This is a genomic window from Methylobacterium oryzisoli, assembly GCF_046557895.1.
GTDB classification, from domain to species: domain Bacteria; phylum Pseudomonadota; class Alphaproteobacteria; order Rhizobiales; family Beijerinckiaceae; genus Methylobacterium; species Methylobacterium oryzisoli.
The window spans coordinates 38,660-63,457 of record NZ_JBKIBX010000009.1 but is presented as its reverse complement, the minus strand read 5'-3'; the positions used below and the strand labels follow the sequence as shown (position 1 = coordinate 63,457).

Genomic DNA, 24,798 nt, shown 5'->3' with positions numbered 1-24,798 from the left:
CAACGCACGCGCACACTGGAGTGCGGTGCAGCGAACACCGATCCCGGGTCAGACCGCGAGGCTCCGGGAGGGCTGCCCGCGGTTCCCGGTCTCGACCACGAACAGGTGGCCCGCCATCGGATCGATCCGGGGATCGCGGTCGCGCCGGGCAGTGGTGATGGCGAGCGTCGCGAGATCCGGCCCGATGAAGGCGCAATGCGTCACCAGCGCGGTCGGCACCGGAACGACGAGGATCGCCTCGCCATCGGGCGTGAAGCGCGTGACGCGCGAGCCGCCGTAGTGGCACACCCAGATGCACCCCTCCGCATCCACCGTCAGGCCATCGGGCTTGCCCCAGCCGGGTTCGAACTGCACGAGCGCGCGCGCCTCGCCGACGCCGCCCTGCGCCAGCCCATGGGCGCGGACCGTCCCGGCCGCCGTGTCGACGGTGTAGAGCGTGCGCCCGTCCGGCGAAGCGGCGGGTCCGTTGGTGACCGGCATCTGCCCGCCGAACCGGGTGAGGTCCCGCCCGTCCCAGCGGTAGAACGTCCCGGTCGCCTGCGCTTCGGCCGCGTCCATGCTGCCGAAATACAGCGCCCCGTCCGGCGCGACCGTGCCCCCGTTGAGCCGGTTGCCGGGCCGGTCCGGCTCCGGCACCAGGATCGTCTCCGGCGGGCCGCCGGACAGGCGCAGGCGCGCGAGGCCGGAGCGGAAGCCCGCCACCACCGTGTCGGGATCCTCCGTCAGCGCCACGAAGCCGAGCGGTTCGTCGAGCGCCAGACGCGCGGGTTCGCCGCCCTCCGGCCGATGCCGCCACAGCGCCGGTTCCTCGATGTCGACCCACAGGAGCGTGCCGGTGCGGTGATCCCACACGGCCTGCTCGCCGAGCGCGCAGCCGCACGGCACCGCCACGCGCGGCGTCTGCGGATGGATAAGGGGCGGCATCGGGGTCCTCCGGCGCGCAGGGCGGGCCGGAGGAACGCCCGGACGGGCGGCCGGTTCAGTCGCGCGCGGTGCGGGCCGCCTGCGCCATGCGGATCAGTTCGCGGGCAGTCAGGCCGCGATGCTCCTGGACCCGCTCGGGCGGCGGGCTGGCTGCCGGCCGGGGCGCCGATTCGGGCGCAACGCGGCGTCCCTGATCCCGGAAAACGCCGATGTGCCAAGCCTTTGCCAAAGCTCTCATTGTTGCCCCCGGGCTTCGGAAAGTGACCGGACGCTACCAAAGCTTCACCATATGCGACATTCTTGAAGCGTAGGAATGCTGCCCTACCCTGGCCGGCCGGAGGCGAATCCCGCCGCATGTCCGGCTTCCACGGCGATCCGGTGCCTCGCCGGAAGCAATCTTGGCGCGAAACGGCTCAGCTGTTCGCCCTCAGCGTGTATCTTCCTGCAGAAGCTCCGTGTTGATCGCGAAGGCCGCCATCGCGCCCTCGGCGGCGGCGACGATCGCGAATTGCACGCGGCGCGAAGCATCGCCCGCCACGTAGAGCCCCGGCACGTTGGTCTGCTCGTAGTCGCGCGTCGGCACGGTGCCCTTGGGGCTGAGGTCGCAGCCCAGGCGGCGCACGAGGTCCGAGGGGGCGCATTCGGCGGGCGCGAAGAACAGTGCCTGGCAGGCGAGGGCGCCGCCATCGCGAAAGCGCACCCGCGCCAAGCGCCTGTCCTCGCCTTCGAGCCCCTCCAGCGGGCGCTCATCGAGCCGGATGCCCTGGCGGGCGAGGCGGGCGCGGTCCTCGTCGGACAGGTCCGGCGCGGGGCCGTCGGTGCAGAGCGTGAGGTCGCGGCTCCAGGCCGTGAGTTCCAGCGCGAGGCCCTTGGCCCGGGCGCCGGGGCCATAGACCGCGATGGGCGCGTCCCGGTTCTCGTAGCCGTCGCAGTAGGGGCAATGGTGGACGCCGTGGCCCCAGAAGGCCTCGGCGCCCGTGATGGGCGGCAGTTCGGTCGAGAGGCCGGTGGCGAGCACCAGGCGGCGCGCGCGCTCCTGGCGGCCGTCCGCCAGGGTCACCGCGAAGCCGGGCTCGGCGCGCTGCGCGTCCACCGCCTCGGTCGCATCCACCGTCACGGTGGGATAGCGCGCGATCTCGGCGTGCGCCGTCTCGCGCAGGGAGCCCGGCGGCGTGCCGTCGTGGCCGAGATAGCCGTTCATGCGCGGCGTCACGGCGTTGCGCGGGCGTCCCGCATCAATGAGGAGCACGCGGCGCCGGCAGCGCCCCAGAACGAGCGCCGCACTCAGGCCCGCCGGCCCGCCGCCCACGATGATGACGTCATGCATGACCGGCCCCGTCGCTGCCGCCCCTCAGGCGGGTAGACGCCGGGGCGCACCCGAGGTTCGGTGGCGGCGCGAAGAAAAAGGCCGGCGCCCGTCAGTTGCGGTCGTCGGGCAGGGGCGGCAGGGGCTGCACGGCGATGCCTTCTTCCAGGAGGGCGCGGGCGTCGTCGAGGCTGGCTTCGCCGTGGATCGAGCGGCTCTCGACCTCGCCGTAATGCATCCGCCGCGCCTCTTCGGCGAAGCGCGGTCCGACATTGTCGGAGGTGCGCGCGACGTGGTCGTGCAGGTTCTTGAGCATGGTGCGCAACTGCCGCTCGGGCTCCGACATCAGCCGTACCGGCTCGGGCGCCGCCTGCGGCGCGGCGGGTACCGGCACGGACGGCGTCTCGCCGCGGCCGAGCGCAGGCGCCATGATGCGCTTGGCCACTTTCGGGCTGTCGCAATGCGGGCAGGTCACGAGGCCGCGCGCGGCCTGCGCGTCGTAGGACTCGCTCGACGGAAACCAGCTCTCGAAGTCGTGGCCGGTCTCGCAGGCCAGTGCGTATCGGATCATGCGGGTCAATATCGGCACGGGACGGGAGTGGCGCGAGGGGTCGCGCGGCGAATTTCCTGCGGCGCGGGGCGGGTGCGGCGACGATCCGCAACCCCAGGCATCTTTCGCCGAAGGGGTCACCGGTTCGGCGGCGGACATGACGCGGTACCTAAAGCCTAAGCAGAATTGCCCAGTGCGATTCCGCTCAGTCGCGCACCGCTTCGACGGTGAAGGCGCGGGCGTGGCGCAGGGCCGGGATGCGGGCACGCGCCTCGGCCACCAGCCCGAGGTCGATCTCGGCCAGGATCACGCCCGGTTCGGCCCCGCCCGCATCCGCCAGCACCCGGCCCCACGGATCGATGATGAGCGAATGGCCGTAGGTCTCGCGGCCGTCCTCGTGCAGGCCGCCCTGCGCGGCGGAGATCATGAAGGAGCCGGTCTCGATCGCCCGGGCGCGCTGGAGCACGTGCCAGTGCGCCTCGCCGGTCTGGCGGGTGAAGGCGGCGGGCGCGGTCAGGATCTCCGCCCCGGCCTCGGCCAGGGCCCGGTAGAGGGCGGGGAACCGCACGTCGTAGCAGATGGCGAGGCCGAGCCGCGCCCATGGCAGGTCGGCGACGACCGCGCAGGCGCCCCCCGTATAGGTGGCGGATTCCCGCCAGCTCTCGCCGTTCGGCAGGTCCACGTCGTAGAGGTGGAGCTTGTCGTAGGTCGCCGCGATGTTGCCCTCGCGGTCGATCAGGAAGGCGCGGTTGGCCACCTTGTCGCCGTTGCGGACCGCCAGCGAGCCCACATGGACCACGACCTCGCGCGCGCGCGCCGCCTCGCGCAGGCCGGCGAGCGTCGGATCCTGCTCGGGCACCGTGATCTTGTCGAACAGGGCCTCGCGGCTGCGCTCCAGCAGCGAGGTCATCTCGGGCGTCTGCACGTATTGCGCCCCTCGCGAGGCCGCCTCGCGGATGGCGGCGACCGCCGCGTCCCGGTTGCGCAGGGGATCGCGGCCCGAGCGCATCTGGACGCAGGCGGCGACGAAGCGGGGTGCGGACATGGGCGTGTTCCGGGGCGGCGGTTGAGCCCCACCTTAGCGCAGGCGGCGCTGTCCGGTCAGCCCTTCAGCAGCGGGTCGAGCCCGCTCCGGCGGTCGAGGGCGTAGAGGTCGTCGCAGCCGCCCACATGGGTCTCCCCGATGAAGATCTGCGGCACGCTGGTGCGCCCGCCCGCGCGTTCCATCATCTCGCGGCGCGCCCCGGCCTTCACCTCGACGTCGATCTCCGTGAAGGCGGCGCCCTTCTCCCGCAGGAGGGACTTGGCCGCCGCGCAGTAGGGGCACCAGCTCGTGGTGTAGATCGTAACGGGCTGCATCCGGCGGTTCGCGCGCTCCATGAGGCTCGCCGCCGCATATAGGCAATCGGGCGCGAAACGGAACTGCGGACCGTCAGGCCGCCATCAGCTTCTCGACCTCGTTGACGAGTTCGCGCAGGTGGAAGGGCTTGGAGAGGACCTTGGCGTCCTTCGGGGCCTTGGAATCCGGGTTGAGGGCCACCGCCGCGAAACCGGTGATGAACATCACCTTGATGTCGGGGTCGAGTTCGGTGGCGCGGCGGGCGAGCTCGATCCCGTCCATCTCCGGCATCACGATGTCGGTGAGGAGGAGTTCGAACGGCTCCTCGCGCAGCCGGTTGTAGGCCGACAGCCCGTTGTCGAACGACGCCACGTCGTAGCCGGCGTTCTGGAGCGCCTTGGCGAGGAAGCGACGCATGTCGTTGTCGTCTTCCGCGAGGAGGATCTTCATCGAGCGGTGTCCCGGCTGTCGATTCGAGGATTTCTTTTCATAAAGCGGCGGCTTGGTAAACAAGGCGTTGACGTGGGGCCGCTCCCCGGGCGATGCCCCCCGCCCACCGCGCCTCCCCGGAGGCGCCGCGGGAGGCGGGCATGAGCGAGCGGTCGGCCGTGCTGGCGGGAATCGTCGTCTACCATCCGGACGAGGCGCACCTCGCCCGGCTGGTGGCGGCCGTCGCGCCGGACGTGCGCGAGGTCGCGGTCTACGCCAACTCGCCGGTCGATCCCGCCCTCGCGGAGCGCCTGGTGCGCGCCGCGGGCGACACGCCGGTCGCGATCCTCGACCAGCCGGGCAATCACGGGCTCGGCGAAGCCTACAACGCGCTCGCCGCCCGCGCGGAAGCCGAGGGCGACGCCTTCCTGTTCCTGCTCGATCAGGACAGCCTGCCCGCGACGGGGGCCGTGCCGGCGCTCGCCGGGATCTTTCGGCAGCTCGCGGCGTCGGGCGAGCGTCCCGCCCTCGTGGGGGCGCAGCCGGTCGCCGCCGACGGCGCGGCGCTGCCGCTCGCCGCCGCCCCGGCCGGGGCGGGCGCGCCGGCCCGGCGGGCGCGCTTCGCCTACTCGTCGGGCTCGCTCGTCGCCTGCGCCGCCCTGGAAACGGTCGGTCCCTTCCGGGCCGACTTCTTCATCGACGCGATCGACGTGGAATGGGGCATGCGGGCGGCGGCGCGCGGTTTTTCGGTCTGGGTCGCGCCGGGCGTGCCGATGGCCCACGACCTCGGGCGCGGAATCATCCGGATGCCCTTCGGCCTCACCCTGACCGACCAGCCGCCGCGGCGGCTCTACACCTTCATCCGCAACCAGCTGGCGATGCTCCGCCTCGCCCACGTGCCGCCCGGCCACAAGGCGAAGACCCTGGCGCTGATGCCCGCGCGGCTCGCAATCTACCTCATCCACAACCGCTTCTCGCGCGAAGTCCGCCGGGCGATCGGCCGGGGCCTTGCCGACGGCCTGCGCCACCGGCTCGGCCCGCCCGACCGGGCCTTTCCGCCGACGCCTGCCGCGCCGCCCGGCGGCCGGTGAGATGCGGCCCCGCGACCGCGACCGCGGCAGTGGACAGGCCGTGGTGGCAGCGTCACATTGGTGGGATGCTGTCGCGCGAACGCCCCTTCTCCGCCGAGCGAGCCCGGATGGCCGCATGCTAGAGACGACGGCCCCCGAGAGCCTGTTCTCACCGCCCTTCGTCATCGACGAGCCCGCGCGGCACAGCCTGCCCTACGTCTTCAACACCGGCCATTCCGGCGCGGTCTATCCGGCCTCGTTCCTGGCCGCCTCGCGCCTCGACGCGGTGTCGCTGCGCCGGTCCGAGGACGCCTTCGTCGACCGCCTGTTCGCGCCCGTGGTCGGGCTCGGCGCCCCGCTGATGCGCGCCTGCTTCCCGCGCGCCTATCTCGACGTCAACCGCGAGCCCTACGAACTCGACCCGCGGATGTTCGACGGGCGCCTGCCGGCCTTCGCCAACATCCGCTCGATGCGCGTCGCGGGCGGGCTCGGCACCGTGCCCCGCGTGGTGGCGGACGGGCAGGAGATCTACCGCGGGCGCTTGCCGGTTTCCGAGGCCACCGCCCGGATCGAGGGCCTCTACAAGCCCTATCACCGCGCCCTGCGGGGCTTGGTCTCGCGCACGGCCGTGGCCTTCGGGCACGCGGTCCTGATCGACTGCCACTCGATGCCCTCGACGAGTCTCGGGCGCGACGAGGCGGCGCGGGTCGACATGGTGCTCGGCGACCGCTTCGGCACCGCCTGCGGACACGCCCTCGTGGACGCGGTGGAGGTGGCCCTGCGCCGCCGGGGCTTCCGGGTGATCCGCAACAAGCCCTATGCGGGCGGCTTCATCACCGAGCATTACGGGGAGCCGGCGCTCGGCCGCCACGCGCTGCAGGTGGAGATCAACCGCGCGCTCTACATGGACGAGCGCTCGCTCACCCCGAAGCCCGGCTTCGCGGCGCTCACGGAGAACCTGATGGGGGTTTTTGCGGAGGTCGCCGGCCTGCCGCTCGACCTCGCCCCCCGCCGCATCGCCGCGGAGTAGCGGGTGCCGGGTGGGCGCCTGTCGCGCACTGTGCTTGAAGCGGAACCGAAGGCCGCTCCGCTCGAAGTCTTGTTTGTGCATTCGTTTCGCCGCCGAGCCGGTGATCGCTTCGCCGATTGACGCGTGTGCTCCGCCGGCCATCCGAGGAAACCGACCGCCATGACCGACCTCCGCCTGCGCCGCAGCGTGCTCTACATGCCCGGCTCCAACCAGCGTGCGCTCGACAAGGCGAAGACCCTGCCGGCCGACGCGCTGATCCTCGACCTCGAGGACGCGGTCGCGCCCGACGCCAAGGAGACCGCCCGCGAGCAGGTCTGCGCCGCGGTGCGCGGGCGCGGCTACGGCGACCGGGAGCTCATCATCCGGGTCAACGCCCCGCAGACGCCCTGGGGCGAGGCCGATCTCAAGGCCGCCATCGAGGCGGGGCCCGACGCGATCCTGATGCCGAAGGTCTCTTCGCCCGCGGTGCTGGAAAGTATCGCCGACCGCCTGGAGGCCCTCGACGCGCCGGCCCATATCCGGGTCTGGGCGATGATCGAGACGCCGGCCGCCATCCTCAACATCCAGGCGATCGCGGCGGCGCGGCGCAACGCCGCCACCCGGCTCAGCTGCTTCGTGCTCGGCACCAACGACCTCGCCAAGGACACCTGGACGCAGATCGTCCCGGGCCGCGCCCCGATGATGCCCTGGCTGATGACCGCGCTCGCCGCCGCCCGCGCCGAGAGCCTCGCGATCCTCGACGGCGTGTTCAACGACTTCGCGGACGTGGACGGCCTGCGCGAGGAGTGCAGCCAGGCGCGCATCCTTGGCTTCGACGGCAAGACCCTGATCCATCCGAACCAAGTGGAGCCCGCCAACACCGCCTTCGCGCCCACCGAGGCCGAGGTCGAGACGGCCCGCAGCGTGATCGCGGCCTTCGACCGGCCCGAGAACGCCAAGCGCGGCGCGATCCAGATCAACGGACGGATGTTCGAGCGCCAGCACATCGGCATGGCGCGCCGCGCAGTGGCGTGGTCGGAGGCGATCGCGGCGCGCGGGCGGTGAGGGGCGGCGGCGCTCAGCCTTCCGGTAGCTCGCGCCGACGAACCAGCGGCCGCCCACCGTGCTCAGGACCGCGCTGCCCGTGGTGACGATCCGCTCGAACGGTCACGCGCCGCGCGCTTCGGTGCCGTACGACGCCTGATCCCCGTCCGCGCATCGGCCGTCTCCGCTGACCCGCAAAGATGCCCAACTCGCCGCAACCGGACCCTTTTCGCGAAGCTCATCGCCCGCACGGGAGAGGTGTGCCCCGCGCGGCCCTTGCTCCTTCGTCTGAAGGGTTGTGTGAGGCACAAATGGACACGGGCGGATGACTTCCCACGGGCGTCGCCGCCGGAGGGAAGAGTGATGCATCAGGCCCCATTCCGTGCCCTCGCGGCGTCCGAGACGCCCCACACCAGCGCCGCGCCCAGCCCGAAGAACCCGATCAGCACCGCGGGGCCTGCGCCCAGCGTGCCGGTGAGCGAGGTGGCGAGCGCGACGCAGAGCGGGGCCATGAAGGAGGTCAGGCGGCCCGAGAGGGCGAGGAGGCCGAAGTAGCGGCCGGCCTCGCCAGGGGGCACGATGCGCGCGAGCAGGCTGCGCGACGCGGCCTGGAGCGGGCCGGCGACGAGGCCGATGAGGAGGCCGAGCCCGACGAACATCTTTTCCGGCGCGCTGTCGTAGAGGTGGCCCGGCCGGGCCGGCGCGGTGGGAATCGCGAACAGCACGTGCTCGCGCCCGAGCGAGATCAGGCCGACGCAGACCAGGGCGAGGAGGCCGAGGCTGCCCAGGATCACCCGGCGCGGCCCGAGCCGATCGTCGAGCCGGCCGCCCAGGAAGGCGCCGAGCGTGCCCGTGACGGTGAGCAGGATGCCGAACAGGCCGAGCTGCGCCGGTCCCCAGCCAAAGGTCCCGGCCCCGAAGATGCCCCCGAAGGCGAAGACCGCCACGAGGCCGTCCTGGTAGATCATGTTGGCGACGAGGAAGCGGAGCGTCCGCCCGTCGCGCCGCGCCTCCCGGACCGTGCCGGCGAGCCGCGTCAGACCCTCGCACGCGGCGCCCCGCAGCGGACGGCCGGTGCGGGGGGCGTCCGGCGTGAAGGCGAAGAGCGGCAGCGCGAAGACCACCAGCCAGAGGGCCGAAAACGGCCCGGTGATGCGGTCGCCCTCCCGCGCGGCCGGGTCGAGGCCGAACAGCGGGTCGAGGCCGAAATAGGTCCGCCCGGTGTCCGGATCGGCGGCGAGGAAGCCCAGCACCACGACGATCGACACGAGCCCGCCCGCGTAGCCGGTGGCCCAGCCGGTGCCCGACAGACGCCCCAGCCGCTCGGGCGGGACGAGGATCGGCATCAGCGCGTTGTAGAAGGCCGCCGCGACCTCCGCCGCCACGGTGGCGACCGCGAAGGCGGCAAGCGCCAGCGGGATCGCACCGGCCCATCCGGGCGCGGCCCACCACAGGGCGAAGCAGGCGACGAGCAGGAGGCCGGAGGCCGCCGCGATCCAGGGCTTCTTCGGGCCGACCGCGTCGGCGATCGAGCCCAGCACCGGCGAGAGCAGCGCCAGCACGAGGCCCGCCGCCGCCGTGGCGTAGCCCCACAGGGCCTGCCCTTCGGCCGGGTTCGGGGCCAGCACGGTGGCGAAGTAGGGCGCGAACACGAAGGTGGTGACGAGGGTGAAGAAGGGCTGGCAGGCCCAGTCGAACATCACCCAGCCGAAGAGGGCGCGGCGCGGAGCGGCCTGCATCAGCGCTCCACGAGCAGGCCGTCGGCGGCGAGGCGCGGCTGCCAGTCGTGGCGCACCAGCTCCGGGTCGGCATGCTCCTCCTGCGGGAGCCCGACGCACAGATAGGCGACCAGCCGCCACGCCGGCGGCACCGACAGGGAGGCGACGAGGGCGGCCGGATCGAGGATCGAGACCCAGCCGACCCCGAGCCCGTGGGCGCGGGCCGCGAGCCAGAAGGTGTGGATCGCCGTGACGACGGAGTAGCGCAGCATCTCCGGCATGGTGGCCCGCCCGAGCCCGTGCCCGGCCCCCGTGGCCTCGTCGCACAGGACCGCGAGGTGGACCGGCGCCTCGCGCAGGCCCTCCAGCTTCAGGCGGCGGTAGGCGGCGGCGCGCTCGTCCGGGTAGGCCGCGGCCGCCTGCCGGTTGCAGGCGGAAAAGTTGGCGATCACGGCGGCGCGGCGGGCAGGGTCGCCCACGCGCACGAAGCGCCAGGGCTGGCTGTTGCCGACCGAGGGGCTGAGGCAGGCGAGGTCGAGGCAGGCGCGCAGGATCTCCTCCGGCACCGGATCGGGGCGGAAGCGGCGCACGTCGCGCCGCCACGCGACCAGCGCCGCGAGGGTGTCGCGGAAGCCCGCGTCGAAGACCGGCGCGCCCGCTGCCGTCACGGCCGCGTCAGGTCCGCGAGCAGGCTCGCCGCCACCGAGACCTTCGAGACGGTGAGGCCCGAGGCGGCGATCGCCGCCACCGCGGTGCGGATGCGCGCGAGCGAGGCGCCGCGGGCCGCGCTCCAGGTCTCGACCGCGGCCTGGCCCTGGGCGCCGGTGGCGGCGGCCTCGGCGGTGAGCGCCCGGTGGGCGGCGGCGATCCCCGCCACGGCCCGCTCCAGGGCGATGCGGTCGAAGGTGTCGGCGACCGGAACGCCGCGCGCCGCGCGGGTGAGAGGCCCGAGGCGGAAGAGGTCTTCGAGCGCGAAATGGGTGGCGGCGATGGCCGCGGGCGAGCGCCCGGCGGTTTCGGCCACGCGCACGATGTCGGGGGCGGAGCCGAGTTCGCCGAGCGCCGCGAGGCGGCCGGCCAGTTCCTCGGGCACGCCCTGGTCCTGGAGCGCGCGGGTGCGCTTGGCCAGCGCCTCGCGGGCGGCGGGCGGCAGCACCTCGGCCAGGGAGGCGGCCACCGCGGCGATGCCGTCGCGGTATCGCGCCACCACCGCGTCGATCCCGCCCGCGCCGCCGCCGAGATCGGTGTTGCGGATGAACCAGACCATCTGCTGGCGCAGCAGGTCCTGCAGCTCGGCGTAGAGCGCGAGCTGCGGCCCGCCCGCCACCACCCCGTCGAGCCCCTCCACCGCGCGGTTGAGGTCGAGCAGCCCGAAGGCGTCGCGCGTCACCGCGTAGGCCGCCGCGACGGTCGGGGCCTCGGCGCCGGTCTCGTCGGAGAGGCGGCTGACGATGGTCGGCCCGCCGCGGTTGACGATGGCGTTGGCGAGCCCCGTGGCGATGATCTCCCGGCGCAGGCGGTGGCTCGCCACCGCATCCGGGTAGCGCGCCAGCAGCACGGGCGGGAAGTAGCGGTCCAGCTCGCGCGACAGGTAGGGATCGTCCGGGACCGGGCTGTCGAGGAGCGCGTCCTTGAGCGAGAGCTTGGCGTAGGCGAGCAGCACCGCGAGTTCGGGCCGCGTCAGCCCCTCGTCGTCCTGCGCCCGCTCGGCGAGGGCGGCGTCCGAGGGCAGGAACTCGACGCCGCGGTCGAGGCGGTTCTCGGCCTCCAGCATCTGCATCAGGCGGGTCGCGAAGCCGCTCTCGCCCGCCCCGCCGCGCTGGGCGAGCGAGAGGGCCAGCGTCTGGAGCTGGTTGTTGCGCAGGACGAGGTCGGCGACCTGACCGGTCATGCCGGCGAGCAGCGCGTTGCGGGCTTCCGCGCCGAGCCGCCCGTCGCGCTCGGGCGTGGTCAGGGCGATCTTGATGTTCACCTCGACGTCGGAGGTGTTCACGCCGGCCGAGTTGTCGATGGCGTCGGTGTTGAGCCGGACGCCCCGGCGTGCCGCCTCGATCCGCCCGCGCTGCGTGAGGCCGAGATTCGCCCCCTCGCCGACGACCCGCGCCCGCAGGTCGGCGCCGGTGATGCGGATGGCGTCGTTGGCGCGGTCGCCCGCCTCGTCGTCGCTCTCGCCGGCCGCGCGCACGTAGGTGCCGATGCCGCCGAACCAGAGGAGGTCGGCGGGCGCCTTGAGGATCGCCTGCATTACCTCGGCGGGGGTGGCCTCGGCCCGGTCGAAGCCGAGGCGCGCCCGGATCTGGGGAGAGAGCGGCACCGTCTTGGCGGAGCGCGAATGGATGCCGCCGCCCGCCGAGATCTTGGCGCGGTCGTAATCGGCCCAGGAGGAGCGGGGCAGGTCGTACAGGCGGCGGCGCTCCGCGTAGGCGGTGGCCGGGTCGGGGTCGGGATCGAGGAAGATGTCGCGGTGGTCGAAGGCCGCCACGAGCTTGAGGCAGCGCGACAGCAGCATGCCGTTGCCGAAGACGTCGCCCGACATGTCGCCGACGCCCACCACCGTGACGGGCTCGCTCTGGATATCGATGTCGATCTCGCGGAAGTGGCGCTTGACCGCCTCCCAGGCGCCGCGGGCGGTGATGCCCATCTGCTTGTGGTCGTAGCCCTGGCTGCCGCCGGACGCGAAGGCGTCGCCGAGCCAGTGCCTGGTGTCGAGCGAGATCGCGTTGGCGATGTCCGAGAAGGTGGCGGTGCCCTTGTCGGCGGCGACCACGAGGTAGGCATCGTCGCCGTCGTGGCGCACCGTGTCGGCGGGCGGCACGATGGCGCCGTCGAGGATGTTGTCGGTGACGGAGAGCAGGGTGCGGATGAAGATCCGGTAGCTCTCGGTGCCCTCGGCGAGCCACGCCTGCCGGTCGGAGGCGGAGGGCAGGCGCTTGGGAAAGAAGCCGCCCTTGGCGCCCACCGGCACGATCACGGCGTTCTTGACCTGCTGCGCCTTCACGAGGCCGAGGATCTCGGTGCGGAAATCCTCCGGCCGGTCCGACCAGCGCAGGCCGCCGCGGGCGATGTAGCCGAAGCGCAGGTGCACGCCCTCGACCCGCGGCGAGTAGACGAAGATCTCGAACAGCGGCCGCGGCAGCGGCATCCCGTCGACCTTCGCGCAGCGGAACTTGAAGGCGATGGTCTCGGGCGGCAGGCCGTGCTCCGCGACCTGGAAGAAGTTGGTGCGCTGGGCCGCCTCCACGAGGTTGACGAAGCGGCGCAGGATGCGGTCCTCGTCGAGGCTGGTCACGGCCGAGAGGCCGGCCTCGATCTCGGCCCGGATCGCCTCCTGGCGCGCCGTCCGGTCGCCCTCGGCCCGCGGGTCGAAGCGGGCGTAGAACAGGGCCACGATCTGACGCGCGAGGCCGGCGTGGCGGCTCAGCGTGGCCGCGAGGTAGTCCTGCCCGTAGCGCACGCGCAGCTGGCGCAGATAGCGGCCGAGCGCGCGCAGCAGCGCCACGTCGCGCCAGCCGAGCGGAGCCTCCAGCACAAGCCGGTTGTAGGCGTCGGATTCCGCGAGGCCGCGCGCGATCGCCAGCAGGGCCGCCTCGACCGGCCCCTCGACGGCGTCGAGCGCGACCGCCCCGCCGCCCGCCCGCTCCAGCAGCATGTCGTGCAGCCAGATCCCGTCCGCCTGCGCGGAGCCGGGGCGGCCGATCTCGAAGGTGCGCTCGTCGATGACGTGGAAGCCGAGATTCTCCAGCACGGGCACGCGTTCCGAGAGAGGCAGCGACGTCCCCTTCGAGAACAGCTTGAGGCCGATGCGCGTCTCGGGGTCGCCCGGCCGGCGGTGCAGGTCCACGGCGCGGGGCCGCTCGTCACTGATCCGCTCCAAGATGGCGATGTCGGACAGGGCCTGCGCGCTGGCGTAGACCTCCCGGTAGCCCGCCGGGAACGCCTCGGCGTAGTAGCTGCCGAGCGCCCGGGCGCGGGTGCCGTCCATCGTGTCGGCCAGCGCCTCGCGCAACCCATCGGCCCAGTTCCGGCTCAGCGCCGTCACGGCGGCCTCCAGGGCGGCCGGATCGATCTCCGGCAGCGTCTCCTCGCGCCGTCCGATGACGATGTGGAGGCGCGCGAGCGGCCCCTCCGGGTAATCGGGATAGACCGCCGAGACGTGCCCGCCGAGTGCCGCCGCCAGATGGGCGCTCACCCGTTTCTGCAGGGCGGCGTCCGTGCGGTCCTTCGGCACGTAGACGAGGAGCGAGACGAAGCGGCCGAACTTGTCGGGCCGTGCCAGCACCCGCACCCGGGGCCGCTCGGCGAGCGACACGATGGCGAGCGCGAAGGTGCGCAGCTGGTCGGCGTCGATCTGAAAGAGGTCGTCGCGCGGATAGGTCTCCAGCACGTGCAGCAGCGAGCGGCCGGCATGGCTCGTCGGGTCGAGACCGGCCGCCGAGACCACCTCGGCCACCTTGCGGCGCAGGACCGGCACCTCCTCGGCCCGGCTCGTATAGGCGCTGCCCGCGAAGAGGCCGACGAGGCGCAGTTCCCCGGCGACCTTGCCGGCGGGCGAGAAAAGCTTGATGCCCACCATGTCGAGGTGGGTGCGCCGGTGGACCCGCGAGATCAGGCTCGCCTTGGTGATGATCAGCGCCTCGGGCCGCTCGAGGAAGGCGCGGATCTCGGGCGTCACCGCCACCATGCTCCGGCCGCGGCGCAGCACCTCGACCGCGGGGTCGCGCAGCAGGCCGAGGCCGCTCCCGGACACCGCCTCGTGCCCGCCATCCGGCCCCAGCCGGTACTCGCGCAGACCGAGCAGGGTGAACTGGTCATCCGCCAGCCAGTCGAGGAAGGCGCGCGCTTCCGCGACCTCAGCCTCGGGCAGGGGAGGGGGCGCGTCGCGATAGGCGGCCGTGGCGGCGTCGAGGCGCGCCAGCATGGCGGCGTGATCCTCGGTCGCCACCGCGACGTCGGCGTAGACCTGCGTCAGAGCCGCGACGAGATTGCTGCGCTCCTCCTCGTCGTCGATGCGGTCGAGATGGATGTGGATGAAGCTCTCGCGGCTGCGCTCGCCCGCGCCCGCCGCCGTGGTCTCGCCGGCGAGCCGCACGAGGGCGCCCTCGGCGTCGCGCTCCACCGCCAGGATCGGGTGGGCGACGAGGCGCGGCTCGTAGCCCCGCCCGACCAGTTCGGCGAGGGTCGAGTCGAGCAGGAAGGGCCGGTTGGCGTTCACCGCCTCCAGCACGGTGACGTCGCGGCGGCGCCCGTCGCGCTCCACCTCCACGTCGTTGAGGCGGATGTCCGAGATGGTGCCGGGCGCACGAAGGGCGGCGAGGTGCTGGCGGGCGGCGAGCGCGAGGTCGGCCAGGGTCTCGGGCGCGTAGGCGGTGAGGTCCTCGGGCGGCACGCGCCCGAACAGGTCGCGGACGAAGCCGCCCGGCGCTTGGCGCCCCTCCGCCGCCGAGACGGCCGCGGCGATCAGATCGGTCCGGCTCGCCTGCGCTTCCGGTGTCGCGGTCGACGTATCCACGGCTCGTCCTCCGCCGAGGTTGAGGTGGCGGAGCGGTGGCACAGACCTCGGCCGGTCGCAACCCCGGCTCATCGCCCGGCCCACTCGTCTGGCTCCGCTCCACGCCCTATAGCTCGGATCCTGCGACAGGGAGACGAAGCATGGCCGGAACGAAGCCCGCAGGGAAGTCGGGACAGCGGGCGGGCAAGCCCGAGAGCGGGGAGACCCCGCGGCCCCAGGAGGCGGACGGGGCCGTGATGGCCCTCGACCTGCCGCCGCTGGCGGAGCTGCCGCCCGAGCTCGCGGCGTATTTCGACAAGTGCCGCGAGAAGATCGGCTTCGTGCCCAACGTGCTCCTGGCCTACGCGCACGACGCGGCCAAGCTCTCGGCCTTCGCGGGCCTCTACAACGACCTGATGCTGGCGCCCTCGGGCCTGTCGAAGCTGGAGCGCGAGATGATCGCCGTGGCGGTGTCGAGCGTGAACCGCTGCTACTACTGCCTCACCGCGCACGGGGCGGCGGTGCGCGGGTTATCGGGCGACCCGGTGCTCGGCGAGATGATGGCGATGAACTACCGGGCCGCCGACCTCTCGCCCCGGCACCGGGCCATGCTCGACTTCGCGGTGGCGCTCAGCGAGGCGCCCTGGACGATCGAGGAGGAGGACCGCGAGGCGCTGCGCGACGCGGGGTTCTCCGACCGCGACATCTGGGACATCGCCGCGGTGGCGAGCTTCTTCAACATGTCGAACCGCATGGCCTCGGCCGTCGACATGCGGCCGAACCGCTCCTACCACGGCGATGCGCGGGCGCTGCCGGAGGTGTAGGCGGGGTTCTCACGCTTAGGCCTCCAATCCCCTTTCCCGGACGACTGAAGCGAAGCGGAAGGAGATCCGGGAACCAGCACGACGACTCGCCGCGAAGCGGCTCCGCACGCATTCGCGCCGATTGCCCAGATCAGGTCGATGGACAGATCGCACCAATTCGGATTGTCAATCTCGATGAGTGCGATCTTCCATGCCCGTCGCCACTTCTTCAACGCATATTCCCGCTGCCGCGCCTCGACGACGCGGTCGTACGCCTCGTACCAGACCAGCACGGTCACGCCGTAGCGGCTCGTGAAACCCGGAGTGAGCGCGAGTTGGTGTTCGCGCACGCGGCGGGACAGATCGATCGTCGATCCCAGGTAGAGCGTGCCGTTGCGTCCGCTCGCCAGCATGTAGACGAAGGCGGCCATGATCGCGATGGTCCCTTCGATGACCCAACCGTAGCAAGGCTCATGAGCTTCGCAACTCTTTGCGCTGGTTCACGGATCTCCTTCCGGTGACGCTGCAGTCGTCCGGGAAAGGGGGCGCCCGTTGGCAAGGAAGGGGTCACCGGACCCTGCCAAAAAAGGAGACCGCGCTCCGGAGAGGCGGCCTCGAAGGTAGGGTCTCGAAACCTCTGGAGGAGCTGGGCCGGCCGACGCGGCCGGCGGCCAAGGGGGACTGGATCCGACTTGGACGGACCGACTGGGACGGGCGGCCGAGCCTAGAGGTCACCTCAGGGATAGTCCTGCTTCGCGGCTGGCGGAAGGCGCCAAAATGGCGAAATGTTGGCGATAGCGTGGCGCGAATGCGGTATCCGGCGGGCCGCGCTGCGAAGCCGGCAACGTGTTACCCGGCCACCACCCTTGCGGGGCCGCAGGGTCGATCCCATCATGCCGGTCAGGCGGTCGGCCCGGTCAGGGCGCCCGCACCCGGCCGACGCAGGAGGAGCGATGAGCGAGGGAGAGAGCGCGGATAGTCCGTTCTCGGGCGTGGGCGCCCGCGTCGTCCCCTTCCCGGCCGCCCACAAGCCCGCGCCGCCACCGCAGGTGTCGTTCCACCGCGACGAGTTGCGGGTCATCCTGAACCTCTACGGCCGCATGGTCGCGGCCGGCGAGTGGCGCGACTACACCATCGACTTCACGCGCGAGAAGGCGGTCTTCGCCATCCACCGGCGCACCTCCGAGCGCCCGCTCTTCCGCATCGAGAAGGACCCCCGGCTCGCCCGGCGGCAGGGCGCCTACGCGGTGGTGGCCGAGACCGGCCGCATCCTCAAGCGCGGCCACGACCTCGCACAGGTGCTGAAGGTGCTGGAGACGCCGCTGCGCGTGGTGTCGTGAGGCATGCTGCAGCGCAAGCCTGAGCGCCAGCCTCAGGCAAGGTAGCCTCCCTAGACCTCGGGCCGTCAGGTTCCGGAGGTCTCCTTCAGTGAGCGGCGTCTATCTCTTCGGCCTCGCTTCGCGCCACGCCCAGTATCTGGCGGTGCGGCAGGCGACGATCGCCGGCAACGTCGCGAACGCCGACACGCCGGACTACAAGGCGCGGGACGTGGCGCCCTTCGCGGAGGTGCTGGCGCGCACCGGCCTCGATATGGCCGCGACCAGCGGCCGGCACATGGCGGGCGGTCCGCCGGCGGCGACCGTCAAGGTGCGTCCCTCCGAGACCTGGGACGCGCTCGACACCGGCCGCACGGTCAGCCTCGAGCAGGAACTGCTGAAGTCGAACGAGGTCGCGCGCGAGCACAGCCTCAACACGGCGGTGGTGAAGAGCTTCCACCGCATGCTGATCGCGAGCCTGAGGAGCGGCGCGTGATCGACCCGCTGCAGCTCTCGACGCGGATCGCCAGCGCCGGCATGGCGGCGCAGTCGGTGCGCCTGCGCGTCGTCGCCGAGAACATCGCCAACGCGCAATCCACCGGCGCGACGCCGGGCGCCGATCCCTACCAGCGCAAGACCGTCACCTTCCGCACCGAACTCGACCGGGCCGCAGGCGTGGCCGGGATCCGGGTGCGCGAGGTAGGCACCGACGCCGCGCCGTTCCGCGTCGAGCAGGACCCGGGCAACCCCGCCGCCGACGAGAACGGCGAGGTGAAGTACCCGAACGTCAACGTGCTCGTCGAGATGGCCGACATGCGCGAGGCCAACCGCTCCTACGAGGCCAACCTGCAGGTGATCAAGCAGGCCCGTGCCCTCGTGGCGAGTGTCATCGACCTTCTGAAGACGTGAGGCACTGAGCGATGATCGAGGCCGTCGCCTCCCTGAACGCGCTGATCGACCGGACCGGCCCGGTCTCCGGCGCGCTTGCGGCCGGTCCCCTGGCGGGTGCGTTCGCCCCCGCCGCCGCGGCCGCCCCCGCCGGTCCCGCCTTCGGCGACGTCATGGCCCAGGTGGCCGCCGGCATGCGCGACTCCCTGCGGGCGGGCGAGGCCGCGGCCATCTCGGGCATCCAGGGCAAGGCCTCGGCCCAGCAGGTGGTCGAGGCGGTGATGAGCGCCGAGCAGAGCCTGCAGACCGCCATCGCCATCCGCGACAAGGTCGTGGCCGCCTATCTCGAAATCAGCCGCATGGCGATCTGAGGTGTCATCATGAGAGCGCTCGGGATCGCCGCCACGGGCATGAACGCCCAGCAGCTCAACCTCGAAGTCATCGCCAACAACGTCGCGAACCTGAACACCACGGGGTTCAAGGGCGCACGGGCCGAGTTCACCGACCTGCTCTACCAGGCCGAGCGGCAGCAGGGCGTGCCCAACCAGTCCGGCCAGGAGCCGGTGCCCGAGGGCGCGATGCTCGGCCTCGGCGTGCGCGCCGCCGCGATCCGCAACCTGCACCGCCAGGGGCCGCTCGCCCAGACCTCGAACCAGTTCGACCTCGCCATCAACGGGCGCGGCTACTTCCAGATCACGAACCCGAACGGCGAGACGAACTACACGCGCGCCGGCTCCTTCAACAAGGGCAACAACGGGCAGCTCGTCACCCTGGAAGGCTACAACGTCGAGCCGGCGATCCTGATCCCGCCGAACACGGTCGAGGTGGTGATCAACCAGTCGGGCCAAGTGTTCGCCAAGGTCGACGGCCAGGCCCAGCCGCAGAACCTCGGCCAGCTCACGATCTCGAACTTCGCCAACGAATCCGGCCTGGAGCCACTCGGCAACGGCCTCTACCGCGAGACCGCCGCCTCGGGCGCGCCGGTGGTCGGCGTCGCGGGCGATCCCGGCTTCGGCCGGATCCACCAGGGCTACCTCGAGAGCTCGAACGTCGATCCCGTCAAGGAGATCACGAACCTCATCACCGCCCAGCGCGCCTTCGAGATGAACTCGAAGGTGATCCAGGCGGCCGACGAGATGGCCTCCACGGTCTCGAAGGGCATCCGCTGAGCGCGCTTCCGCGCCGTCCCGGTCCTGATGCGTCTTGAGGGTTGCGAACACCATGGTCCAGAGCAGCGGTGTCCGGCGCGCCTGCGCCCTCCTCCTCGTCGCGGGCGGCCTTGCCGGGCCGGCGCGGGCCGAGGAGCTGGTGCTGCCGGTGCCCACCGTCACGATCTATCCGGGCGACCTCGTCAAGGAGACGATGCTGCGCCAGCAGGTCTTTCCGCCGACCTACCGGGCGCGCGCGGCGGTGATCGACGCGCCGCTCGCCATCGTCGGGCGCGTCGCCCGGCGCACGCTGCTGCCGGGCGAGCCGGTGCCGGTGAACGCCGTCGACGATCCCCGCCTCGTCAGCCGCGGGGCGCTCACCACGATGATCTTCGAGGAGAATGGCCTCGTCATCACCACGCTGGGCGCGCCACTCCAGAACGGCGGCCTCGGCGAGGTGATCCGGGTGCGCAACGCCGATACCGGCCGCATCGTCACCGGCACCGTGCAGGCGGACGGGCGCATCCGCATCGGAGCGGTCCACTGATGCGCCGCCTCCTCGCCTGCCTGCACGCGCTGGCGCTCGGCCTCATCCTGGCGGCGCCCGCCGACGCGGGCACGCGCATCAAGGACATCGCGGCCCTCCAGGGCGTGCGCGACAACCAGCTCGTCGGCTACGGCCTCGTCACCGGCCTGCAGGGCACCGGCGACACCCTGCGCAACGCGCAGTTCACCGAGCAGTCGCTGCAATCCATGCTCGACCGCATGGGCGTGAACGTCCGCGACGCGCGCCTGCGCACCCGCAACGTCGCCGCCGTGATGGTGACGGCGGACCTGCCGCCCTACGCCACCGTGGGCTCGCGCATCGACGTCACCGTGACCTCGCTCGGCGACGCCACCTCGCTCAAGGGCGGCACGCTGCTGATGACGGCGCTCTCGGGCGGCGACGGCATGGTCTACGCGGCCGCGCAGGGGCCGATGGCGGTGTCGGGCTTCGCGGTGGGCGGGCAGGCCGAGACGGTGACGCAGGGCGTGCCCACCGCCGGGCGCATCCCCAACGGCGCCCTGATCGAGCGCGAGGTGCCGGGCGCCTTCCGGGACCTGCCGCAGCTCGTGCTCGAACTGAAGAACCCCGACTTCAAGACCGCGACCCTCGTCACCGACGCGATCAACGCCTATGGGCTGCAGCGCTTCGGCCGCCGGGTGGCGGTGCCGCGCGACCAGCGCTCGGTGGTGCTGCTCCGCCCCCGCGACATCGCCCAGACCCGCTTCATCGCCGAGATCGGCGACCTCACCATCTCGCCGGACACGCCGGCCCGGGTGGTGGTCGATCAGCGCACCGGCACGGTGGTGATCGGGCGCAACGTCCAGATCTCCACGGTGGCGGTGACGCACGGCAACCTGACCGTGCGGGTGACCGAGACGCCGGAGGTGTCGCAGCCCGAGCCGTTCTCCCGCGGAAAGACCGTGGTGGTGCCCCGCACCGAGGTGACGGCGACCGAGCAGAAGGGCCAGCTCGCGATCCTGGGCGGCTCCGATCTCCAGACCCTGGTCCGGGGCCTCAACCAAGTCGGCCTCAAGCCGAGCGACATCATCTCGATCCTACAGGCGGTGAAGACCGCCGGCGCCCTCCAGGCGGAGCTCGTGGTGCAGTGAGGTACGCCCGTCTCTTCCTGCCCGCCCTGCTCCTCGGGCTCGCCGGCCCCGCCGCCGCGCAGGAGGCGACCAAGCCTTCGGCCGAATCGGCCAAGGCTCCGGCCTACTGCGCGGGCATCGCCGACGCGGCGGCCGACGCCCGCTTCGCGTGGCAGAAGGAGACCCTCGCCGACTTGGAGAAGCAGGTGGAGGAGCGCATCCGCCGCCTCGAGGCCAAGCGCGCCGAGTACGAGGAATGGCTCGCGCGCCGCAACGCCTTCCTGGCCAAGGCCGACGAGTCGGTGGTGGCGATCTACACCAAGATGCGGCCCGACGCGGCGGCGCTGCAGCTCGCCAACATGCCCGAGGAATCCGCCGCGGCCCTGCTCACCAAGCTCAACGCCCGCACCGCGAGCGCGATCCTGAGCGAGATGGAGGCGTCCCGCGCCGCCCAGCTCGCCCGCATGATGACCGATGCCGGCCGCAGGCCGAAGGGAGACGAGAAGTCCTGATGAGCCCCCGTCTCCTCGCCCTGCCGCTGCTGGCCGCGCTCGGCGCCTGCAACTCCCTCGACCCGATCGGCAAGCCGCCGCTCCTCACCCCGATCGGCACGGGGCTGTCGGTGCCGCGCGAGGCGCTGCCCTCGGGCTTCGGGACCCGGGCGCGCCACACCTACCATTCCACGTGGTCGCCCGGCAGCGCCGACCTGTTTCAGGACCCCCGCGCCCGGACCATCGGCGACGTGGTCACGGTGAGCATCCTGATCAACGACAAGGCGCAGTTCGACAACGCCACCGAGCGCTCGCGCAGCCAGAAGTCGAGCCTCGGCTTCGATTTCGGCTACGGCGTCTCGGGCCTCAAGGATTCCGCTACCGCCGATGTCGGCATCCGCTCGGGCACCGAGACTAAGGGCGAGGGCACCATCGACCGGTCGGAAAATCTTCGGCTCTCCGTCGCGGCGGTCGTCACCGAGGTGCTGCCCAACGGCAACGTGGTGATCAGCGGCTCGCAGGAGGTCCGCGTCAACAGCGAGGTGCGCGTGCTGACCGTCGCCGGCATCGTGCGCCCGCGCGACATCTCGCGGCGCAACACCATCGACTACGACAAGATCGCCGAGGCCCGCGTGTCCTATGGCGGGCGCGGGCGCATCACCGACGTGCAGGACCCGACCTTCGGCCAGCGCGTCTTCGAGACCGTGGCACCGTTCTGAGGACCGGGCGATGGCGGCGACCAAGACCGACGACAAGGCGGGCTCCGGCAAGGCGAAGGGCTGGATCGGCGCGCTCGCCCTGATGACGCTGGTGGCGATCGGCACCGGCGGCGGACTCGGGACCTACCTCGTCTCCAAGGTCGAGAAGGCGGTCGACCTCAAGAAGAAAGACGAGGAGGGCAAGGCCCGGAAGGTACTGACCTACACGGGCGACCTCAGCCTGCGCAGCGTCGGCCCGCTCGTCACCAACCTCGTCGATTCCGGCGACGCCTGGGTGCGGCTGGAGGGGGCGATCATCTTCAAGACCGGCGTCCTGGCGAACCCCGACGTGACGGTGGCGGAGATCCGCCAGGACGTGCTGGCCTACCTGCGCACCATGTCGCTCGCCCAGATCGAGGGCGCGAGCGGCCTCCAGCACCTGCGCGAAGACCTGACCGAGCGCGTCGGCCTGCGCACGAAGGGGCAGGTGCGCGAGTTCATCATCGAGACGCTGATCGTCCAGTAGCGGCGTCGGACCGGATCCCCATGCGACACAGTTCAGCGACGCGGCTCCTCCTCGCGGGGGCGCCGCTCCTCCTCGCCGGCCTGCCGCTCCTCCTGGCGGGGGACGCCGCCGCGCAGCAGGCCCCGGCGGCCGGCCTGCCGGGCCTCGACCAGCTCCTGCCGCCCGGCAACGGCGCGGCGAGCGGGCGCATCCTCCAGATCGTCGCCCTCCTCACCGTGCTGTCGGTGGCGCCGGGCCTGCTCGTGATGGTGACGAGCTTCACCCGCTTCGTGGTGGCCCTGTCCTTCCTGCGCTCCGGCCTCGGCCTCCAGAGCACGCCCGCCAACCTCTTCCTCGTCAGCCTGTCGCTGTTCATGACCTTCTACGTCATGGCCCCGACCTTCGACCGGGCGTGGCAGGACGGGGTGAAGCCCCTCACCGAGAACCGGATCAGCGAGGAGGAGGCGTTCGGCAAGATCACCGATCCGTTCCGCGAGTTCATGCAGGCGCATGTGCGCGAGAAGGACCTCCAGACCTTCACGGACCTCGCCAGCCGCAACTTCCCCCGGGCCGAGGCCGGGCAGAAGGTGGACCTGCGCATCCTGATCCCGGCCTTCATGATCTCCGAGCTGCGCCGCGGCTTCGAGATCGGCTTCCTGATCGCGCTGCCCTTCCTCGTCATCGACATGATCGTCGCCACGGTGGTGATGTCGATGGGCATGATGATGCTGCCGCCCACCGTGATCTCGCTGCCCTTCAAGGTGCTGTTCTTCGTCCTGATCGACGGCTGGAACATGCTGGTGAGCGGGCTGGTGCGCTCCTACTTCTGACGCGCGGTCGCCGCGCCGAGCGCCTCGTCGCGGCCGACGCGGCTGTGGCTGCGGCTGTAGCCGAAGTAGATGGCGAGCCCGATGGCGAGCCAGATCACCAGCCGCAGCCACGTCTCGCCGTCGAGGGAGACCATCATGGCGAGGCAGACCACGATGCCGGCGATGGGCACGAAGGGCACCAGGGGCGTGCGGTAGCCCCGCTCCACCTCGGGGTGGGTGCGCCGCATGATGATGACGCCCGCGCAGACGATCACGAAGGCGAGCAGCGTGCCGATGCTGGTCATGTGGCCGAGCTCGCTGATGGGCAGGAATCCGCCGAGCAGGGCGGCCAGCACCATGAAGAACAGGTGCGAGCGGTAGGGGGTGCGCCACGTCGGGTGCAGGGTCGCGAAGAATCGCGGCAGCAGCCGGTCCTGCGCCATGGCGTAGAAGACCCGCGACTGGCCGTAGAGCAGCACCAGCATCACGGTGGTGAATCCCCCGATGACGCCGAGCGTCACCAGCGTCTGCAGCCAGGGGAAGGGTGTCTGCTGGATCGCGGTGGCGACCGGCGCGGCGTCGCCCTTCATGGTGGCGTAGGGCACCAGCCCGGTGAGCACCGCCGCGAAGGCGATGTAGAGCACGGTGCAGATCGCCAGTGAGCCGAGGATGCCGATCATCATGTTGCGCTGGGGATTCTTCACCTCCTGGGCCGCCGTCGAGACCGCGTCGAAGCCGATATAGGCGAAGAACACCACGCCGGCCGCGCGCATGATCCCGCTCCAGCCGTACTCGCCGAAGGTGCCGGTGTTCGCAGGGATGAACGGCACGTAGTTCTGCCCCTTCACGTAGAAGGCGCCGACGCCGATCACCGTGAGCACCACCGCGACCTTGACGACGACGATCACCGCGTTGACGCGGGCGGATTCGCGCACGCCGCGCACGAGCAGCAGCGAGATCAGCACGAGGATCAGAGCGGCCGGGAGGTTGACGAGCCCGTGCACGGTGGTGCCGTCGGCGAGCTGCACGGTCTCGAAGGGCGAGTGGACGAGCCGGGCCGGCAGCGTGATGCCCCAGTCCTGCAGCAGGGTGACGACGTATTTCGACCAGCTCACCGAGACCGTGGCCGCGCCGACCGCGTATTCGAGCACGAGGTCCCAGCCGATGATCCAGGCGATGAACTCGCCCATCGTGGCGTACGCGTAGGTGTAGGCGCTGCCCGAGACCGGGATCATGCTGGCGAGTTCGCTGTAGCACATGCCCGCGAAGGCGCACCCGAGCGCCGCGATGGCGAAGGAGATCACCACCGCCGGACCGGCATGCTCGGCCGCCGCGATGCCGGTGAGCGAGAAGAGGCCCGCCCCGATGATCGCCCCGATGCCGAGCCCGATGAGACTCAGGGGCCCGAGCGTGCGGTGGAGCGCGTGCTCGCCCGCCTCCGCATCCCGGGTCAACCGCTCGATCGGCTTCCTGCGCCACAGGCCGCCCGCCTCCGCTCCCGCCGCCATCGGCCGCGCCTCCCACTGGCATCCTTGGTCGGCTCAACGCGCCAGCACGGCCACGGTCGCAAGGGGAACGGCAAAAATCTTCCGCTGCGGCAGAAAGGCCGATCGCCCAACGTCCGGTTG

General features: G+C 71.9%; 26 protein-coding genes. 15 read left to right on the top strand and 11 right to left on the bottom strand.

From position 1 onward, the window contains the following. Positions 1–48: 48 nt before the first annotated feature. The 6 genes from ACKUB9_RS11085 to cpdR all read right to left on the bottom strand — a co-directional run bounded on the left by ACKUB9_RS11085 (position 49) and on the right by cpdR (position 4,569). On the bottom strand, positions 49–924 hold the full coding sequence (locus ACKUB9_RS11085) for an SMP-30/gluconolactonase/LRE family protein (RefSeq protein ID WP_407521792.1): 876 nt from the start codon (positions 922–924) through the stop codon (positions 49–51). Positions 925–1,351: 427 nt separating this feature from the next. Beyond that, positions 1,352–2,251, bottom strand: coding sequence for an NAD(P)/FAD-dependent oxidoreductase (locus tag ACKUB9_RS11080; RefSeq protein ID WP_407521789.1), 900 nt, complete (start codon positions 2,249–2,251; stop codon positions 1,352–1,354). Between the two features lie 91 nt (positions 2,252–2,342). Continuing rightward, positions 2,343–2,801, bottom strand: a complete 459-nt coding sequence (locus ACKUB9_RS11075; RefSeq protein ID WP_407521786.1) for a DUF1178 family protein — start codon at positions 2,799–2,801, stop codon at positions 2,343–2,345. Between the two features lie 184 nt (positions 2,802–2,985). Continuing rightward, on the bottom strand, positions 2,986–3,825 hold the full coding sequence (locus ACKUB9_RS11070; RefSeq protein ID WP_407521784.1) for a carbon-nitrogen hydrolase family protein: 840 nt from the start codon (positions 3,823–3,825) through the stop codon (positions 2,986–2,988). Positions 3,826–3,881: 56 nt separating this feature from the next. Then, on the bottom strand, positions 3,882–4,139 hold the full coding sequence (gene grxC / locus ACKUB9_RS11065) for a glutaredoxin 3 (RefSeq protein WP_407522067.1): 258 nt from the start codon (positions 4,137–4,139) through the stop codon (positions 3,882–3,884). 73 nt (positions 4,140–4,212) lie between these two features. Continuing rightward, positions 4,213–4,569 (bottom strand): cell cycle two-component system response regulator CpdR, encoded by a 357-nt coding sequence (gene cpdR, locus ACKUB9_RS11060; protein WP_012334928.1) that lies wholly within the window; start codon positions 4,567–4,569, stop codon positions 4,213–4,215. Positions 4,570–4,709: 140 nt separating this feature from the next. Between cpdR and ACKUB9_RS11055 the strand changes: the two genes are divergently transcribed. From ACKUB9_RS11055 to ACKUB9_RS11045, 3 genes are all read left to right on the top strand, one after another. Then, positions 4,710–5,639 carry a glycosyltransferase family protein gene (locus tag ACKUB9_RS11055; RefSeq protein WP_407521781.1) on the top strand — a complete coding sequence of 310 codons (930 nt, stop codon included), beginning with the start codon at positions 4,710–4,712 and terminating at the stop codon, positions 5,637–5,639. 115 nt (positions 5,640–5,754) lie between these two features. Beyond that, positions 5,755–6,648, top strand: a complete 894-nt coding sequence (locus ACKUB9_RS11050; protein ID WP_407521778.1) for an N-formylglutamate amidohydrolase — start codon at positions 5,755–5,757, stop codon at positions 6,646–6,648. A 159-nt stretch (positions 6,649–6,807) separates the two neighbouring features. Beyond that, entirely contained in the window at positions 6,808–7,692 is an 885-nt protein-coding gene (locus ACKUB9_RS11045; RefSeq protein ID WP_407521776.1) for an HpcH/HpaI aldolase/citrate lyase family protein, read from the top strand. 347 nt (positions 7,693–8,039) lie between these two features. Here the strand turns inward: ACKUB9_RS11045 and ACKUB9_RS11040 are convergent, their stop codons facing one another. Genes ACKUB9_RS11040 through ACKUB9_RS11030 form a run of 3 tightly spaced genes read right to left on the bottom strand, consistent with a single transcriptional unit; the run spans position 8,040 to position 14,898 of the window. Next, positions 8,040–9,410: an MFS transporter gene (locus ACKUB9_RS11040; protein WP_407521773.1), complete on the bottom strand. Its 1,371-nt coding sequence runs from the start codon at positions 9,408–9,410 to the stop codon at positions 8,040–8,042. Beyond that, positions 9,410–10,057: a 5,6-dimethylbenzimidazole synthase gene (bluB, locus tag ACKUB9_RS11035; protein WP_407521771.1), complete on the bottom strand. Its 648-nt coding sequence runs from the start codon at positions 10,055–10,057 to the stop codon at positions 9,410–9,412. Before bluB ends, ACKUB9_RS11040 begins: the two co-directional genes overlap by 1 nt. Then, on the bottom strand, positions 10,054–14,898 hold the full coding sequence (locus ACKUB9_RS11030) for an NAD-glutamate dehydrogenase (RefSeq protein WP_407521769.1): 4,845 nt from the start codon (positions 14,896–14,898) through the stop codon (positions 10,054–10,056). Before ACKUB9_RS11030 ends, bluB begins: the two co-directional genes overlap by 4 nt. A 140-nt stretch (positions 14,899–15,038) precedes the next feature. On the opposite strand from ACKUB9_RS11030, the gene ACKUB9_RS11025 reads away from it, so the two are divergent. Continuing rightward, positions 15,039–15,701, top strand: coding sequence for a peroxidase-related enzyme (locus ACKUB9_RS11025; protein WP_407521767.1), 663 nt, complete (start codon positions 15,039–15,041; stop codon positions 15,699–15,701). Here the strand turns inward: ACKUB9_RS11025 and ACKUB9_RS11020 are convergent. Beyond that, positions 15,665–16,111 carry a GIY-YIG nuclease family protein gene (locus tag ACKUB9_RS11020; protein ID WP_407521765.1) on the bottom strand — a complete coding sequence of 149 codons (447 nt, stop codon included), beginning with the start codon at positions 16,109–16,111 and terminating at the stop codon, positions 15,665–15,667. The genes ACKUB9_RS11025 and ACKUB9_RS11020 overlap by 37 nt on opposite strands. A 522-nt stretch (positions 16,112–16,633) precedes the next feature. Between ACKUB9_RS11020 and ACKUB9_RS11015 the strand changes: the two genes are divergently transcribed. From ACKUB9_RS11015 to fliP, 11 genes are all read left to right on the top strand, one after another. Beyond that, positions 16,634–17,020, top strand: a complete 387-nt coding sequence (locus ACKUB9_RS11015; protein WP_407521763.1) for a DUF2794 domain-containing protein — start codon at positions 16,634–16,636, stop codon at positions 17,018–17,020. Positions 17,021–17,108: 88 nt separating this feature from the next. Beyond that, complete coding sequence (flgB, locus tag ACKUB9_RS11010) at positions 17,109–17,492, top strand: flagellar basal body rod protein FlgB (RefSeq protein ID WP_407521761.1); 384 nt, start codon at positions 17,109–17,111, stop codon at positions 17,490–17,492. Next, on the top strand, positions 17,492–17,905 hold the full coding sequence (flgC, locus tag ACKUB9_RS11005; protein ID WP_407522065.1) for a flagellar basal body rod protein FlgC: 414 nt from the start codon (positions 17,492–17,494) through the stop codon (positions 17,903–17,905). Before flgB ends, flgC begins: the two co-directional genes overlap by 1 nt. An 11-nt stretch (positions 17,906–17,916) precedes the next feature. Next, complete coding sequence (gene fliE / locus ACKUB9_RS11000; protein WP_407521759.1) at positions 17,917–18,255, top strand: flagellar hook-basal body complex protein FliE; 339 nt, start codon at positions 17,917–17,919, stop codon at positions 18,253–18,255. A gap of 9 nt (positions 18,256–18,264) precedes the next feature. Further along, positions 18,265–19,053 carry a flagellar basal-body rod protein FlgG gene (gene flgG, locus ACKUB9_RS10995; RefSeq protein ID WP_407521757.1) on the top strand — a complete coding sequence of 263 codons (789 nt, stop codon included), beginning with the start codon at positions 18,265–18,267 and terminating at the stop codon, positions 19,051–19,053. Between the two features lie 52 nt (positions 19,054–19,105). Continuing rightward, positions 19,106–19,579 carry a flagellar basal body P-ring formation chaperone FlgA gene (flgA, locus tag ACKUB9_RS10990; RefSeq protein ID WP_407521755.1) on the top strand — a complete coding sequence of 158 codons (474 nt, stop codon included), beginning with the start codon at positions 19,106–19,108 and terminating at the stop codon, positions 19,577–19,579. Then, positions 19,579–20,688, top strand: coding sequence for a flagellar basal body P-ring protein FlgI (gene flgI, locus ACKUB9_RS10985; RefSeq protein WP_407521753.1), 1,110 nt, complete (start codon positions 19,579–19,581; stop codon positions 20,686–20,688). Before flgA ends, flgI begins: the two co-directional genes overlap by 1 nt. Beyond that, entirely contained in the window at positions 20,685–21,179 is a 495-nt protein-coding gene (locus ACKUB9_RS10980) for a MotE family protein (protein ID WP_407521751.1), read from the top strand. The genes flgI and ACKUB9_RS10980 overlap by 4 nt, the downstream gene beginning before the upstream one ends. Next, complete coding sequence (gene flgH / locus ACKUB9_RS10975; RefSeq protein ID WP_407521749.1) at positions 21,179–21,877, top strand: flagellar basal body L-ring protein FlgH; 699 nt, start codon at positions 21,179–21,181, stop codon at positions 21,875–21,877. Before ACKUB9_RS10980 ends, flgH begins: the two co-directional genes overlap by 1 nt. Positions 21,878–21,887: 10 nt before the next feature. Then, positions 21,888–22,382, top strand: coding sequence for a flagellar basal body-associated FliL family protein (locus ACKUB9_RS10970; RefSeq protein ID WP_407521747.1), 495 nt, complete (start codon positions 21,888–21,890; stop codon positions 22,380–22,382). A 20-nt stretch (positions 22,383–22,402) separates the two neighbouring features. Beyond that, positions 22,403–23,191, top strand: a complete 789-nt coding sequence (gene fliP, locus ACKUB9_RS10965) for a flagellar type III secretion system pore protein FliP (RefSeq protein WP_407521745.1) — start codon at positions 22,403–22,405, stop codon at positions 23,189–23,191. On the opposite strand, the gene ACKUB9_RS10960 is transcribed toward fliP, so the two are convergent. Continuing rightward, positions 23,182–24,678, bottom strand: coding sequence for an amino acid permease (locus ACKUB9_RS10960; RefSeq protein WP_407521743.1), 1,497 nt, complete (start codon positions 24,676–24,678; stop codon positions 23,182–23,184). The two genes, fliP and ACKUB9_RS10960, sit on opposite strands and share 10 nt — an antisense overlap. Positions 24,679–24,798 lie beyond the last annotated feature (120 nt).

Bases quoted from the DNA above. Each gene is read 5' to 3' on its own strand.
- grxC (WP_407522067.1), bottom strand. From the start codon at position 4,139: ATGCAGCCCGTTACGATCTACACCACGAGCTGGTGCCCCTACTGCGCG.
- flgH (WP_407521749.1), top strand. From the start codon at position 21,179: ATGAGCCCCCGTCTCCTCGCCCTGCCGCTGCTGGCCGCGCTCGGCGCC.
- ACKUB9_RS11020 (WP_407521765.1), bottom strand. From the start codon at position 16,111: ATGGCCGCCTTCGTCTACATGCTGGCGAGCGGACGCAACGGCACGCTC.
- flgA (WP_407521755.1), top strand. From the start codon at position 19,106: ATGGTCCAGAGCAGCGGTGTCCGGCGCGCCTGCGCCCTCCTCCTCGTC.
- ACKUB9_RS11015 (WP_407521763.1), top strand. From the start codon at position 16,634: ATGAGCGAGGGAGAGAGCGCGGATAGTCCGTTCTCGGGCGTGGGCGCC.
- ACKUB9_RS11025 (WP_407521767.1), top strand. From the start codon at position 15,039: ATGGCCGGAACGAAGCCCGCAGGGAAGTCGGGACAGCGGGCGGGCAAG.
- ACKUB9_RS11050 (WP_407521778.1), top strand. From the start codon at position 5,755: ATGCTAGAGACGACGGCCCCCGAGAGCCTGTTCTCACCGCCCTTCGTC.
- ACKUB9_RS11075 (WP_407521786.1), bottom strand. From the start codon at position 2,801: ATGATCCGATACGCACTGGCCTGCGAGACCGGCCACGACTTCGAGAGC.
- flgI (WP_407521753.1), top strand. From the start codon at position 19,579: ATGCGCCGCCTCCTCGCCTGCCTGCACGCGCTGGCGCTCGGCCTCATC.
- cpdR (WP_012334928.1), bottom strand. From the start codon at position 4,569: ATGAAGATCCTCCTCGCGGAAGACGACAACGACATGCGTCGCTTCCTC.
- fliP (WP_407521745.1), top strand. From the start codon at position 22,403: ATGCGACACAGTTCAGCGACGCGGCTCCTCCTCGCGGGGGCGCCGCTC.
- flgG (WP_407521757.1), top strand. From the start codon at position 18,265: ATGAGAGCGCTCGGGATCGCCGCCACGGGCATGAACGCCCAGCAGCTC.
- fliE (WP_407521759.1), top strand. From the start codon at position 17,917: ATGATCGAGGCCGTCGCCTCCCTGAACGCGCTGATCGACCGGACCGGC.
- ACKUB9_RS11085 (WP_407521792.1), bottom strand. From the start codon at position 924: ATGCCGCCCCTTATCCATCCGCAGACGCCGCGCGTGGCGGTGCCGTGC.
- ACKUB9_RS11040 (WP_407521773.1), bottom strand. From the start codon at position 9,410: ATGCAGGCCGCTCCGCGCCGCGCCCTCTTCGGCTGGGTGATGTTCGAC.
- ACKUB9_RS11055 (WP_407521781.1), top strand. From the start codon at position 4,710: ATGAGCGAGCGGTCGGCCGTGCTGGCGGGAATCGTCGTCTACCATCCG.
- ACKUB9_RS10970 (WP_407521747.1), top strand. From the start codon at position 21,888: ATGGCGGCGACCAAGACCGACGACAAGGCGGGCTCCGGCAAGGCGAAG.
- ACKUB9_RS11080 (WP_407521789.1), bottom strand. From the start codon at position 2,251: ATGCATGACGTCATCATCGTGGGCGGCGGGCCGGCGGGCCTGAGTGCG.
- ACKUB9_RS10960 (WP_407521743.1), bottom strand. From the start codon at position 24,678: ATGGCGGCGGGAGCGGAGGCGGGCGGCCTGTGGCGCAGGAAGCCGATC.
- ACKUB9_RS11070 (WP_407521784.1), bottom strand. From the start codon at position 3,825: ATGTCCGCACCCCGCTTCGTCGCCGCCTGCGTCCAGATGCGCTCGGGC.
- ACKUB9_RS11045 (WP_407521776.1), top strand. From the start codon at position 6,808: ATGACCGACCTCCGCCTGCGCCGCAGCGTGCTCTACATGCCCGGCTCC.